The 11,605-nt window shown below is 75.6% G+C and carries 10 protein-coding genes; 8 read left to right on the forward strand and 2 right to left on the reverse strand.

The window, feature by feature from the left end; genetic code table 11:
* The first annotated feature begins 286 nt into the window (after nucleotides 1-286).
* Nucleotides 287-1,384 (forward strand): S1C family serine protease, encoded by a 1,098-nt coding sequence (locus ACSNOD_RS21190; RefSeq protein WP_436768575.1) that lies wholly within the window; start codon nucleotides 287-289, stop codon nucleotides 1,382-1,384.
* A gap of 89 nt (nucleotides 1,385-1,473) precedes the next feature.
* On the opposite strand, the gene ACSNOD_RS21195 is transcribed toward ACSNOD_RS21190, so the two are convergent.
* A complete protein-coding gene (locus tag ACSNOD_RS21195) occupies nucleotides 1,474-1,683 on the reverse strand; it encodes a hypothetical protein (protein WP_436768576.1) in 210 nt (69 codons plus the stop codon).
* A gap of 163 nt (nucleotides 1,684-1,846) precedes the next feature.
* Between ACSNOD_RS21195 and cobU the strand changes: the two genes are divergently transcribed.
* The 3 genes from cobU (at nucleotide 1,847) to ACSNOD_RS21210 (ending at nucleotide 5,164) form a co-directional block, all read left to right on the forward strand.
* Nucleotides 1,847-3,076: a bifunctional adenosylcobinamide kinase/adenosylcobinamide-phosphate guanylyltransferase gene (cobU, locus tag ACSNOD_RS21200; protein WP_436768577.1), complete on the forward strand. Its 1,230-nt coding sequence runs from the start codon at nucleotides 1,847-1,849 to the stop codon at nucleotides 3,074-3,076.
* Between the two features lie 102 nt (nucleotides 3,077-3,178).
* Complete coding sequence (gene cobT, locus ACSNOD_RS21205; protein ID WP_436768578.1) at nucleotides 3,179-4,333, forward strand: nicotinate-nucleotide--dimethylbenzimidazole phosphoribosyltransferase; 1,155 nt, start codon at nucleotides 3,179-3,181, stop codon at nucleotides 4,331-4,333.
* Nucleotides 4,334-4,357: 24 nt separating this feature from the next.
* Complete coding sequence (locus ACSNOD_RS21210; RefSeq protein ID WP_436768579.1) at nucleotides 4,358-5,164, forward strand: hypothetical protein; 807 nt, start codon at nucleotides 4,358-4,360, stop codon at nucleotides 5,162-5,164.
* Here the strand turns inward: ACSNOD_RS21210 and ACSNOD_RS21215 are convergent.
* The gene (locus ACSNOD_RS21215; RefSeq protein WP_436768580.1) at nucleotides 5,131-5,868 is read right to left on the reverse strand and encodes a hypothetical protein; all 738 of its coding nucleotides are present in this window, start codon (nucleotides 5,866-5,868) and stop codon (nucleotides 5,131-5,133) included. The two genes, ACSNOD_RS21210 and ACSNOD_RS21215, sit on opposite strands and share 34 nt — an antisense overlap.
* Before the next feature lie 161 nt (nucleotides 5,869-6,029).
* On the opposite strand from ACSNOD_RS21215, the gene ACSNOD_RS21220 reads away from it, so the two are divergent.
* The 4 genes from ACSNOD_RS21220 to ACSNOD_RS21235 all read left to right on the forward strand — a co-directional run.
* Nucleotides 6,030-6,866, forward strand: coding sequence for an adenosylcobinamide-GDP ribazoletransferase (locus ACSNOD_RS21220; protein WP_436768581.1), 837 nt, complete (start codon nucleotides 6,030-6,032; stop codon nucleotides 6,864-6,866).
* Between the two features lie 659 nt (nucleotides 6,867-7,525).
* The gene (locus ACSNOD_RS21225) at nucleotides 7,526-9,064 is read left to right on the forward strand and encodes a leucyl aminopeptidase (protein ID WP_436768582.1); all 1,539 of its coding nucleotides are present in this window, start codon (nucleotides 7,526-7,528) and stop codon (nucleotides 9,062-9,064) included.
* A gap of 334 nt (nucleotides 9,065-9,398) precedes the next feature.
* The gene (lpdA, locus tag ACSNOD_RS21230; RefSeq protein ID WP_436768583.1) at nucleotides 9,399-10,787 is read left to right on the forward strand and encodes a dihydrolipoyl dehydrogenase; all 1,389 of its coding nucleotides are present in this window, start codon (nucleotides 9,399-9,401) and stop codon (nucleotides 10,785-10,787) included.
* 51 nt (nucleotides 10,788-10,838) lie between these two features.
* Nucleotides 10,839-11,605, forward strand: a 767-nt coding sequence (locus tag ACSNOD_RS21235; RefSeq protein WP_436768584.1) for a biotin/lipoyl-containing protein, incomplete at its 3' end; no start/stop codon positions are given.

Below are 11,605 nucleotides of genomic sequence, written 5' to 3' on the forward strand. Positions count from 1 at the left end.
GTCCCGGCCGTAGGCCGGGGGTGAAGGGTGCTTCGCCCCGAAGGGGCGGGGGCTTCGTCCCGGCCGTAGGCCGGAGGTGAAGGGTGCTTCGCCCCGAAGGGGCGGGGGCTTCGTCCCGGCTGTAGGCCGGAGGTGAAGGGTGCTTCGCCCCGAAGGGGCGGGAAAAGGCCCCGGCCGAAGGCCGGGAAACGCAGCGGCGGTCACGTCACGGACAACCCACAACGTGGACGTCGCGCAAACCCGCCGGGAGGGCGACACGCATCGCTACAAACGGGATACTCCGCCCATGAAACGCGCCGAAACCATGGACCCGCACCCCCGCCACGCGACGCGCACCACGATCGTCGCCGGACTCTGCGCGGCGACCCTGCTGCTCGGCGGCTGCACCGGAGGCGAGGAGAAGCCCACCCCCCGCAGCCCCGCGGCCGCCGCGCCCTCCGCGGCGACCGCGGCCGCGCCCGCCGGCGACCTCCAGGCCGCGTACCAGAAGGTCGTCAAGGAGGTGCTGCCGTCCGTCGTCCAGATCACCACCGGCCGCGAGCTGGGCTCCGGCGTCGTCTACGACGCGCAGGGCCATGTCGTGACCAACGCCCATGTCGTGGGTGACGCCCGGGAGTTCCGGGTGACGCTGGCCACCGGGGGGAGCCCGCACACCGCGCGCCTGGTCTCCTCCTACCCGGAGCAGGACCTCGCGGTCATCAAGCTGACGGACGTCCCCCAGGGCCTGCGGCCCGCGGCCTTCGGGGACTCCGGCCGGGTCGAGGTCGGCCAGATCGTACTGGCCATGGGCAATCCGCTGGGCCTGTCCAGCAGCGTGACCCAGGGCATCGTCTCGGCGGTCGGCCGCACGGTCAGCGGGGGCCGCGAGGACGGCGGCACCGGGGCCACGATCGGCAACATGGTGCAGACCTCGGCGGCGATCAACCCGGGCAACAGCGGGGGCGCCCTGGTCGGCCTCGACAGCAAGGTCATCGGCATTCCGACGCTGGCGGCGGTGGACCCCACCCTGGGCGAGGGCCCGGCGCCCGGCATCGGCTTCGCCATTCCCGCCTCGACCGTGCGGACCATCGCCGATCAGATCATCAGGAGCGGCCGGGTGACGGAGTCCGGCCGGGCCGCGCTCGGCATCACCGGGCGGACCGTGCTGGGCGAGGGGTTCGCGCCCGCGGGGGTCGCCGTCGTGGAGGTCGCCCGGGGCGGACCCGCGCAGCGGGCGGGGGTCGCGGCGGGCGATGTCATCACGGGCCTCGGGGAGACGGACGTCGCCACGATGTCCGCGCTGGCCCAGGCGCTGGCGGGGCTGCGCCCCGGGGACACGGTGCCGGTGCGCTACGAGCGGCGGGGGGAGGAGCGGACGGCGTCCGTGACGCTCGGCGAGATGTGAGGTTCCGCCTGCGGAGCGGGGACGGCCGGGCCCCCGCGCGGGAGCCCGGCCGTCGCCGTCCGGGGCTCGTTGCGAACGAGCCCCGAAGGTCAGCTCTCCGCGTCCGCGTGGAGGCTCATGTCGTAGATCTTCGTGTCGTCCTCGAAGAGGGTCACCCGGTCGGCGCCGCCGTCCAGCAGCTCCTTCCAGACCTCACCGATCCAGGACTCCGCGTCCCCCTGCGTGGTGAACTCCTCCGGCTCGACCGCCGGGGCCGTCTCCGTACCGTCGGCCGCCTCGAACCGCCACGTCCACACCATGTCCGCCTCCTGAGTGCCGCTGCGTCACTGGTTGCTCACAGCGCAGCGTAACGGGCTCGGGCCCGGGTGGACGCGGCGGGTTTTCGCCGCCGCCGGGCCGCGGGTGAACCCCTACGGGGTGACCCCGCGCGCTGCGTGCCCGCCGACGCGAGACGATCAATGCGTGGAACTGACTCTGCTCGGCACCGGCGCCCCCGGCGGGCTGCCCCGCCCCGACTGTCCCTGCGCGGCCTGTGCGACCGCGGTCGGCGACGAGGCGCGCTCGGCCACCGCGGTGCTCGTGGACAGCGCGCTGCTGCTCGACCTCACGCCGGGGGTGGCCCTCGCCGCCGCCCGCGCGGGCCGTTCGCTCATCGGCGTGCGGCAGGTGCTGCTGTCCCACCCGCACAACGGCCCGGCCCTGGAGGTGCCCGCGGGGCTGCCCTCGCCGGGCCGGGTGCCGGACGGCCGGGAGCTCGTGCTGATCAGCGGCCACCGGGTGCGGGCCGTGCCGCTGGACGTGCCCGGCACGGGGTACGCGGTGGCGGGGCCCGACGGGGAGCGCCTGCTGTACCTGCCGCCGGGGGCCGCGCCCGCCGGGCTGCTGCCGGGAGCGGCGGACCCGGGGCCGCCGTACGACGTGGCGCTGCTCGACGTCGTCGGCCGGCCCGACGCGCTGGCCCGGCTGCGGGCGGCCGGCGCGGTCGGCGCGACCACGGACGTGGTGGCGGTGCACCTCGACCACGATGTGCCGCCGGGCCCGGAGCTGCACCGCCGGCTCGCCGCGGCCGGGGCCCGCGCCGTGGCCGACGGGGAGAGCCTGCTGGCGGGCGAGTACCACGCCGTGCCCGATCTGCCCCGCCGCACGCTGGTCCTCGGCGGGGCGCGCTCCGGCAAGTCCGTCGAGGCGGAACGGCGGCTGGAGGCGTTCCCGGACGTGCTCTACGTGGCCACCGGCGGCACGCGCGACGGCGACGAGGAGTGGGCCGAGCGGGTCCAGGCCCACCGCGAGCGGCGGCCGGCGTCCTGGCGCACGGCCGAGACGCTCGACCTCGCCCCGCTGCTCGCCGAGGAGGGCCCGCCGCTGCTCGTCGACTGTCTGTCGCTCTGGCTGACGCACGCGATGGACGCGGTCGGGGCGTGGGACGAGGAGACCTGGTCCCGGGGCGGCGGGGAGCGCACGCTGCGGGAGCGCACGGCGGCGCTGGTCGCGGCGGTCCGCGACGCCCGGCGCACGGTCGTCCTCGTCTCGAACGAGGTGGGCTCGGGCGTGGTCCCGGAGACCCCGGCCGGCCGCCGGTTCCGGGACGAACTGGGCCGCCTCAACGCGGCGGTGGCAGCGGAGTGCGAGCACGTGCTCCTGGTGGTCGCCGGGCAGGCGCTCGCCCTGCGCGGCGGCCCGCCCCCGCCGTGACCCGGCGGCGTCGGGACGGCGGCGGTGGCAGTGGGTGACGGCGGCGCCGGGGCGACGGTGGCGGTGGGCGGCCCGGCCCCGGGAGGCGATATCGTTCGGCGGATGAGCGGCAGCCTGAATCTGGACGACTTCGCCCATCTGATCGAGCGCCCCGACGCCGGTGTGCGGCGCGACGCCGAGGAGCGCAGGGAGCGACTGACCGTTCCCCCGGGCGCCCTCGGCCGCCTCGACGAGCTCGGCGAGTGGCTCGCCGCCGCCCAGGGCTCGGTCCCGGTGAAGCCGGTCGAGCGCCCCCGGGTGGTGCTCTTCGCGGGCGACCACGGCGTCGCCGGGCTGGGTGTCTCCGGCCGCCCGGCCGGCGCCGCGCACGAGCTGGTGCGCGCGACGCTCGACGGCGAGAGCCCCGTCGCCGTACTGGCCCGCCGCTCCGGCGTCCCGCTGCGCGTGGTGGACATGGCGCTGGACTGCGATCCGGCGGCGCTGCCGGAGGACGTGGTCCGGCACCGGGTGCGGCGCGGCTCGGGCCGGATCGACGTGGAGGACGCGCTCACCGCCGAGGAGGCGGAGCGGGCGTTCCGCGCCGGGATGGCGATCGCCGACGAGGAGGCGGACTCCGGCACGGACCTGGTCGTGCTGGGCGATCTGAGCGTCGGTGGCACCACCGTCGCGGCCACGCTGATCGCCGCGCTGTGCGGCACGGACGCCTCCGTGGTGACGGGCCGGGGCGGTACGGGCATCGACGACCTGGCGTGGATGCGCAAGTGCGCGGCGATCCGGGACGCGCTGCGGCGGGCCCGCCCGGTGCTGGGCGATCAGCTGGAGCTGCTGGCCGCCACGGGCGGCGCCGATCTGACGGCGATCACCGGCTTCCTGCTCCAGTGCGCGGTGCGCCGCACCCCGGTGATCCTCGACGGGGTGGTCTCCGCGGCGTGCGCCCTCGTGGCGCAGCGGGTGGCGTTCCGGGCCCCGGACTGGTGGCTGGCGGGTCAGGCGAGCGGTGAGCCGGCGCAGGCGAAGGCGCTGGACCGGATGGCGCTGACGCCGTTGCTGGAGCACGGGGTGACCGTCGGCGGGGGCGCGGGCGCGCTGCTGGCTTTGCCGCTGGTCCAGGCCGCGGCGGCGCTCGCGGCGGAGCTCCCGGAGCGGGCGCCGGCGGTGGAGCCGGACGTCGAGGCCCCGGCCGCGACGGAGTCCACGGAGCCCACGGAGGGCGCGGCGGCCACGGCGGCACCGGACACAACGGACACGGCACCGTAAAATCCCCTTCATGGGAGGTGACCGGTGACCGTGCCGCCGGCTCTGGCGCGGGCGGCCCGCGCGGAGTGGGGGTCCGTGGTCACCGCCGTGCGGGACGCGCTCGCCTCCCGCCGGCTCGCGGCGGTCCCGCTCACCCTGTTCGCCGTCGCCCTGACCGCCTGTCTGCACCTGGCGCAGAACCAGCCCTGGGGCCGGCAGCCGGTCGAGGCGCTCGGCTCCGTGACGGCCGGCCAGCCGCTGTGGCTCGCCCTGCTGCGCACTCCCCTGTCGGTGTTCGTGCCTGCGCTCGACCTGCCGGTGTGGGGCGCGCTGGCGCAGGTCCTGCTGGTCTTCGGGGTCGCCGAGGTCTGTCTGGGCCGGTGGTGGACGCCGGCCGTGGCCTACGCCGCCACCCTGGCCGGCACCGCGTACGCCCGGCTCGGCGTCGCCCTCGGGCCGCACTCCCCCGTCGGGCTGCCCGCCCCGGACGCGTGGGTCGTCGACACCGGACCGTCGGCGGCGGTGATCGGCCTGGCGCTCTGTGTCTGCTGGCGCCACCGCGCCCGGGTCACGGGCGCCCTGGTGGCCGCCGCGATGGTGGTCGAGGTGCTGGTCGAGGACAACCTCGCGGGCAGGGAGCACCTGGCGGCCCTCGCCGTGGTCGCCGCCGGCTGCGCGCTGGCCGAGCGGTGGCGCGGCCCGTCCGGCCGGGGTACGAGGCGGCGCGGTCCGTCCGGTGGAGGCACGGGGCGGCGCGGCCCGGCCGACGGGAGTACGGGGCGGCGCGGCCCCTCCGGCGACGGCGCGGCACCCGGCGCTCAGCGGTCCGGCGCTCCCGCCACCAGGTCCTGAACGCGGCGGCGCAGCCGGTCCCAGCGCCGGTCGTGGCGGTACGCCCGCACCCGCGACCGGGCGCGGGCCCGCGGCCGCCCCCGGTAGAAGCGCTTGGCCCAGGGCGAGCCCGGCCGGGCCAGCCGCACGGCGGCCACCAGGGCCACGAAGGGCACCACCAGCCCGATGACCGCCAGCCGGGGCTTGCCCTTGGCCAGGGCGAACAGCGTGACCATGAAGTTGCCGAGCACGGTCATCACCAGCAGGCCCCGGTTCTGCCGTTCGCTTGGGGTCAGCTCGTTCACCCCGAACGGCAGGAAGCCGCCGAGCAGCAGCCCGGCGAAGGCGGCCGTGAGGATCACCGCCTCCACGCTCTTGCGGCCGTCCTCGGTCCAGTACACGTCGTCGAGGTGGAGCACCAGGGCGAACTCGTCCAGCACCAGCCCGGCGCCGACGCCGAAGACGACCGCCGCGACCGCGGAGCCGAAGCCGTGCCGGCCGCTGGCCACCGCGCCGAAGCCGCCGACCACGGTGAGCACCACCCCGGGGACGACGTGGTGCACATGGAGCCCGCCCGTGGAGACGTTCCGGAAGGGGCCCCGGCCCGCCCGGATCAGCCGGGTGATGGTGCGCGTCACGAGGAACGACAGCACGAAGGAGAGCAGGGCGAGCAGCAGGGGCAGCTTGCCGGGCTCCACGATGTTGCGCTCCAGCCAGGGGCCCATGGCACTTGCTCCCGTGAATGCGTCCTACGCGCGCTTCTGCGCGCTTTCTGCGTGCTTCTGCTTGATTGCTCGTGATTGCTCGTGTTTCCGAGCATTCTGCGCGATCCGCCGGTGCACGGCGCCTGCCGACTGCCCGGCGACCGCCCGGTAACCTGCGCGCGATGACGGACACGAGCGACCACACCGGCCGAACCGGCGGCGCGCGCCCCCACCCCCGTACGGGCGCGTCGGCCGCCGAGTCCCTGCGCTTCGCCTTCGGCACGCTGACCGTGTTCCCGGTGCGGGTCGACCGCTGGGACCGGGCCGCCGCCCGGGGCGGGATGCTCTGCGCGCCGCTGGCCGGCGCCGCGGTCGGCGCGGCCGCCGCCGCGCTCGGCGGCGCGCTGCTGTTCCTCGGCGCCGGGCCGCTGCTCGCCGCCGTCGCCACGGCGGCCCTGCCCGCGCTGCTGACCCGGGGGCTGCACCTCGACGGCCTCGCCGACACCGCGGACGGGCTGGGCAGCGCGAAGCCGGCGGACGAGGCGCTGCGGATCATGAAGCGGTCGGACATCGGGCCGTTCGGGGTCATCACCCTGCTCTTCGTCCTGCTGGCGCAGGTCGCGGCGCTGGCGGAGCTGTACGGGGGCGGCTGGGCGCGCGGGGCGGTCGCGGCGGTGGTCGCGGGGGTGGCCGCGCGGTGCGCGCTGACGCTCGGCTGCCGGGCCGGGGTGCCGGCGGCCCGCCCGGAGGGGCTGGGCGCGACGGTGGCGGGCGCGGTGCCGCGCGGCGCGGCGGCCGGCGCGGCGGGGGCCGCGGCGATCGCGGCCGGGGCGGCCGGGTGGCCGTTCGGCGCCGCCGTGGCGGGCCTTCAGGCGCTGGCCGTTCTCGTGGCGCTCGGCGCGGCGGAGTCGCTGCTGCGGCGCTGCCGGCGGCGGTTCGGGGGCGTCACGGGGGACGTGCTGGGGGCCCTCGCCGAGACGGCCGGCACGGCCGCGCTGGTCGTGCTCGCGCTGACCTGACCCCGGGCCCGGCCGCCCGGACCGGCGCCGCCGACGACGCGTCCGCCCGTCTGCCCAAGTGCCCGCCCGAACGAACCGGCCGCCGGCTCCGTGCACCGACGTGGTGCCGACGGGAGCGGAGGTGAGCCCAATGAGCCCGCCGGCCGACGGGCGAACGGGCGGACGGCAGACGGGCAGTCAAGCGGGGAACCGCGCGGACAGGCGACCGCGCGGCGGGCGCGGGCACGAACGGACAAGCGCGCGGCGGCCGGACGCGCGAACGCGGGACGCCTGGCGGGCACACGCGCGAACGGACAAGCCCACGGCGTACGTACGCGTGGCGGCGAACGCACGGCCGTCCGGCGGGCGGACGCGTGAGCGGGCCACCCCGTACGGCCGCGGGCCGGCGCGTCGGCGGCCGCGGGCGCGCGAGGGGGCGGACGAAGTACCCTGCGCCGCAAGCGGGATGACGGCCGCGGCGACCCCGCCGCCGTCGCCCCCGCCCCGTCGGCGGACGCACCGCGCCGACACCCGGACGCGCCCGTTTCGCCCGCGTGAACATACGATGCCCGGAACACGGGCCCGTAAGAACGCCCGAAGCCATCCGACCCTGTGATCCTGGGGCGCGGCCGACCCACCCACCGGCCGACGAACTCAACCGGAAGAGGGACCCCACCACCGTGACTGCACTGACTTTCAGCACTTCCTCCGCGGCGACGCTGCGCGCGGACGCCATCGTCGTCGGCGTCGCCAAGGGCGCCAAGGGCCCGGTCGCGGCCCCCGGCGCCGAGGCCGTGGACACGGCGTTCGACGGAAAGCTGGCCGCCGTTCTGGAAACCCTCGGCGCCACCGGCGGTGAGGGCGAGGTGACCAAGCTGCCCGCGCCCTCCGGCTTCAAGGCCCCGGTCGTGCTGGCGGTCGGGCTCGGCGACGCCCCCGAGGACGAGGGCTTCGGCACGGAGACCCTGCGCCGCGCCGCCGGCGCCGCGGCCCGCGCGCTCACGGGCGCCAAGAAGGGCGCGTTCGCGCTGCCGGTGGCGGACGCCGAGGACGCCGCCGCCGTCGCCGAGGGCGCCCTGATGGGCGCGTACGCCTTCACCAGCTACCGCACGAGCGGCGCCGACTCCGCCGGCGGGGCGAAGAAGAAGGACGACAAGAGCGCGCCGCTGGCCGAGGTGGTCGTGCTCGGCGGCAAGCCGCGCGACAAGGCGTTCAAGGCCGCGGCCGAGCGCGCCGCCGCCGTGGCCGCCGAGGTGAACCGGGCCCGCGACCTGATCAACACCCCCTCCAACGACCTCAACCCCAAGTCCTTCGCGGCCGCCGCCCAGGCCGCCGCCAAGGAGCACGGGCTGAAGATCGAGATCCTGGACGAGAAGGCGCTCGCCAAGGGCGGCTACGGCGGTCTGATGGGCGTCGGCCAGGGCTCGGACAGCCCGCCGCGGCTGGTGCGGATCGGCTACACCCACCCCAAGGCGGAGAAGACGCTCGCCTTCGTCGGCAAGGGCATCACCTACGACTCGGGCGGCATCTCGCTGAAGCCGGCCGGCCACAACGAGACGATGAAGTGCGACATGAGCGGCGCGGCCGCCGTGTTCGCGGCCGTGGTGGCGGTGGCCAAGCTGGGGCTGGCGGTGAACGTCACCGGCTGGCTGGCGCTGGCCGAGAACATGCCGTCCGGCTCGGCGACCCGCCCCGGCGACGTGCTGCGGATGTACAGCGGCAAGACGGTGGAGGTGCTGAACACCGACGCCGAGGGCCGGCTGGTGCTCGCCGACGCGCTGACCCGCGCCTCGGAGGAGAACCCGGACGCGATCGTGGACGTGGCGACCCTCACCGGCGCCATGGTGCTCGCGCTCGGCAACCGCACCTTCGGGATCATGGCGAACGACGACGCGTTCCGGGCCAGCGTGCACGAGATCGCGGAGGAGGTCGGCGAGCAGTCCTGGCCGATGCCGATGCCGGCGGAGCTGCGCAAGGGCATGGACTCCTCGGTGGCGGACATCGCGAACATGGGCGAGCGGATGGGCGGCGGGCTGGTGGCCGGCCTGTTCCTGAAGGAGTTCGTGGGCGAGGGCATCCCGTGGGCGCACCTGGACATCGCGGGTCCGGCGTTCAACGAGTCGGGGCCGTTCGGGTACACCCCGAAGGGCGGCACCGGCTCCGCGGTGCGCACCCTGGTCCGGCTGGCCGAGCGCACCGCCGAGGGCGACCTCGGCTGACGCCCGGCGCGGCGGGCGGCGCGGCGGGGCGCCGCCGAACGCGAGGGGTACGGCCCGACGGGGGCCGTACCCCCTCCGTTCGTTCGCTTTCAACGAAATCCGCCCCGGGATACTCGAGAGTAACCCCCTGTGAGGCCCGTACGGGGGTCTCACACCCCGGCCCCGCGTCCCGCCGTCCGCGAACAAGTGCGAAGATGTTGTCTCGGCAGGACAGGGCCCCCGGCTCACTCACCGAGCGAGCCGACCACAGGGCCGAGCAACCAGCGGCCGAACAACAGCCGCCGCCCGGTCGCCGATGACCGGCTCCGGCGTACCCATGCATGGAGGACGTGACGTGGCGAACGACGCCAGCACCGTTTTCGACCTAGTGATCCTCGGAGGCGGTAGCGGTGGTTACGCCGCTGCCCTGCGCGGGGCGCAGCTGGGCCTGGACGTCGCACTGATCGAGAAGAACAAGCTGGGCGGCACCTGCCTGCACAACGGCTGCATCCCGACGAAGGCACTGCTGCACGCCGGTGAGATCGCGGACCAGGCTCGTGAGGCCGCGCAGTTCGGTGTCAAGGCCACCTTCGAGGGCATCGACATCGAGGGCGTCCACAAGTACAAGGACGATGTGATCGCCGGCCTGTACAAGGGCCTGCAGGGCCTGGTGGCCTCGCGGAAGGTGACCTACATCGAGGGCGAGGGCCGGCTGTCGTCCGCCACCTCGGTCGAGGTGGGCGGCCGGCGCGTCGAGGGCCGCCACATCCTGCTGGCGACCGGCTCCGTGCCGAAGTCGCTGCCGGGTCTGGAGATCGACGGCAACCGCATCATCTCCTCGGACCACGCGCTGAAGCTGGACCGGGTCCCGAAGTCCGCGATCATCCTGGGCGGCGGCGTCATCGGCGTCGAGTTCGCCTCCGCGTGGAAGTCCTTCGGCACCGACGTCACCATCGTCGAGGGCCTCAAGCACCTCGTCCCGGTCGAGGACGAGAACAGCTCGAAGCTGCTGGAGCGCGCCTTCCGCAAGCGCGGCATCAACTTCTCGCTCGGCGCCTTCTTCGAGAAGGCCGAGTACACCGCCGACGGCGTCAAGGTCACCCTGGCCAACGGCAAGGAGTTCGAGGCCGAGGTGCTGCTGGTCGCCATCGGCCGCGGCCCGGTCTCGCAGGGCCTGGGCTACGAGGAGGCCGGGGTCGCGATGGACCGCGGCTACGTCCTCGTCGACGAGTACATGCGGACGAACGTGCCGACCATCTCGGCCGTGGGCGACCTCGTCCCGACCCTCCAGCTCGCGCACGTCGGCTTCGCCGAGGGCATCCTGGTGGCGGAGCGGCTGGCCGGTCTCAAGACCGTGCCGATCGACTACGACGGTGTGCCGCGGGTGACGTACTGCCACCCCGAGGTCGCCTCCGTGGGCATCACCGAGGCCAAGGCCAAGGAGATCTACGGCGCCGACAAGGTCGTCACCCTCAAGTACAACCTTGCGGGCAACGGCAAGAGCAAGATCCTCAAGACCGCGGGCGAGATCAAGCTCGTCCAGGTCAAGGACGGAGCCGTCGTCGGCGTCCACATGGTCGGTGACCGTATGGGCGAGCAGGTCGGCGAGGCCCAGCTGGTCTACAACTGGGAGGCGCTGCCGGCCGAGGTCGCGCAGCTCATCCACGCTCACCCGACGCAGAACGAGGCGCTCGGCGAGGCTCACCTGGCCCTGGCCGGGAAGCCGCTGCACTCCCACGACTGAGTCCTGGGCACGCTGACCACATCCGCAAGATCGTTAGGAGCAACCGAAACCATGGCGGTTTCCGTAACCCTGCCGGCGCTCGGTGAGAGCGTGACCGAGGGCACCGTCACCCGCTGGCTGAAGGCCGAGGGTGAGCGCGTCGAGGCCGACGAGCCGCTGCTCGAGGTCTCGACCGACAAGGTCGACACCGAGATCCCGGCCCCCGCGTCGGGCATCCTGGCCTCCATCAAGGTCGCCGAGGACGAGACCGTCGAGGTCGGCGCCGAGCTCGCCGTCATCGACGACGGCTCCGGCGCCCCCGCCGAGGCCCCCGCCCCGGCCGCCGAGCCGGCTCCGGCCGCGCAGCCCGAGCCCACCCCGGCCCCGGCCGCCGAGGCCCCCGCCCCGGCGCCCGCCGCCGAGGCCCCGGCCGCCGCCCCCGCGGGTGGCGCCCAGGGCACCGACGTCGTGCTGCCCGCGCTGGGCGAGTCGGTGACCGAGGGCACCGTCACCCGTTGGCTGAAGCAGGTCGGCGAGTCCGTCGAGGCCGACGAGCCGCTGCTCGAGGTCTCGACCGACAAGGTCGACACCGAGATCCCCGCCCCGGTCTCCGGCACCCTGCTGGAGATCCTGGTCGAGGAGGACGGCACCGCCGAGGTCGGCGCCAAGCTGGCCGTCATCGGTGCCGCGGGCGCCGCTCCGGCCGCCGCCGAGGCCCCCGCCGCTCCGGCTCCGGCTCCGGCCGCGCCGGCCCCGGCCCCGGAGGCCCCGAAGCAGGAGGCTCCCGCTCCGGCGCCCGCGCCGCAGGCCCCGACCGCCCCGGCGCCGCAGGCCGTCAC

This window comes from Streptomyces sp. URMC 123, assembly GCF_051386515.1.
Classification (GTDB): Bacteria; Actinomycetota; Actinomycetes; order Streptomycetales; family Streptomycetaceae; genus Streptomyces.

What these genes read in the sequence shown, in the direction of transcription:
- ACSNOD_RS21190 (WP_436768575.1), top strand. Translation starts at nt 287, where the DNA reads ATGAAACGCGCCGAAACCATGGACCCGCACCCCCGCCACGCGACGCGC.
- ACSNOD_RS21195 (WP_436768576.1), bottom strand. Translation starts at nt 1,683, where the DNA reads ATGGTGTGGACGTGGCGGTTCGAGGCGGCCGACGGTACGGAGACGGCC.
- cobT (WP_436768578.1), top strand. Translation starts at nt 3,179, where the DNA reads ATGAGCGGCAGCCTGAATCTGGACGACTTCGCCCATCTGATCGAGCGC.
- ACSNOD_RS21215 (WP_436768580.1), bottom strand. Translation starts at nt 5,868, where the DNA reads ATGGGCCCCTGGCTGGAGCGCAACATCGTGGAGCCCGGCAAGCTGCCC.
- ACSNOD_RS21220 (WP_436768581.1), top strand. Translation starts at nt 6,030, where the DNA reads ATGACGGACACGAGCGACCACACCGGCCGAACCGGCGGCGCGCGCCCC.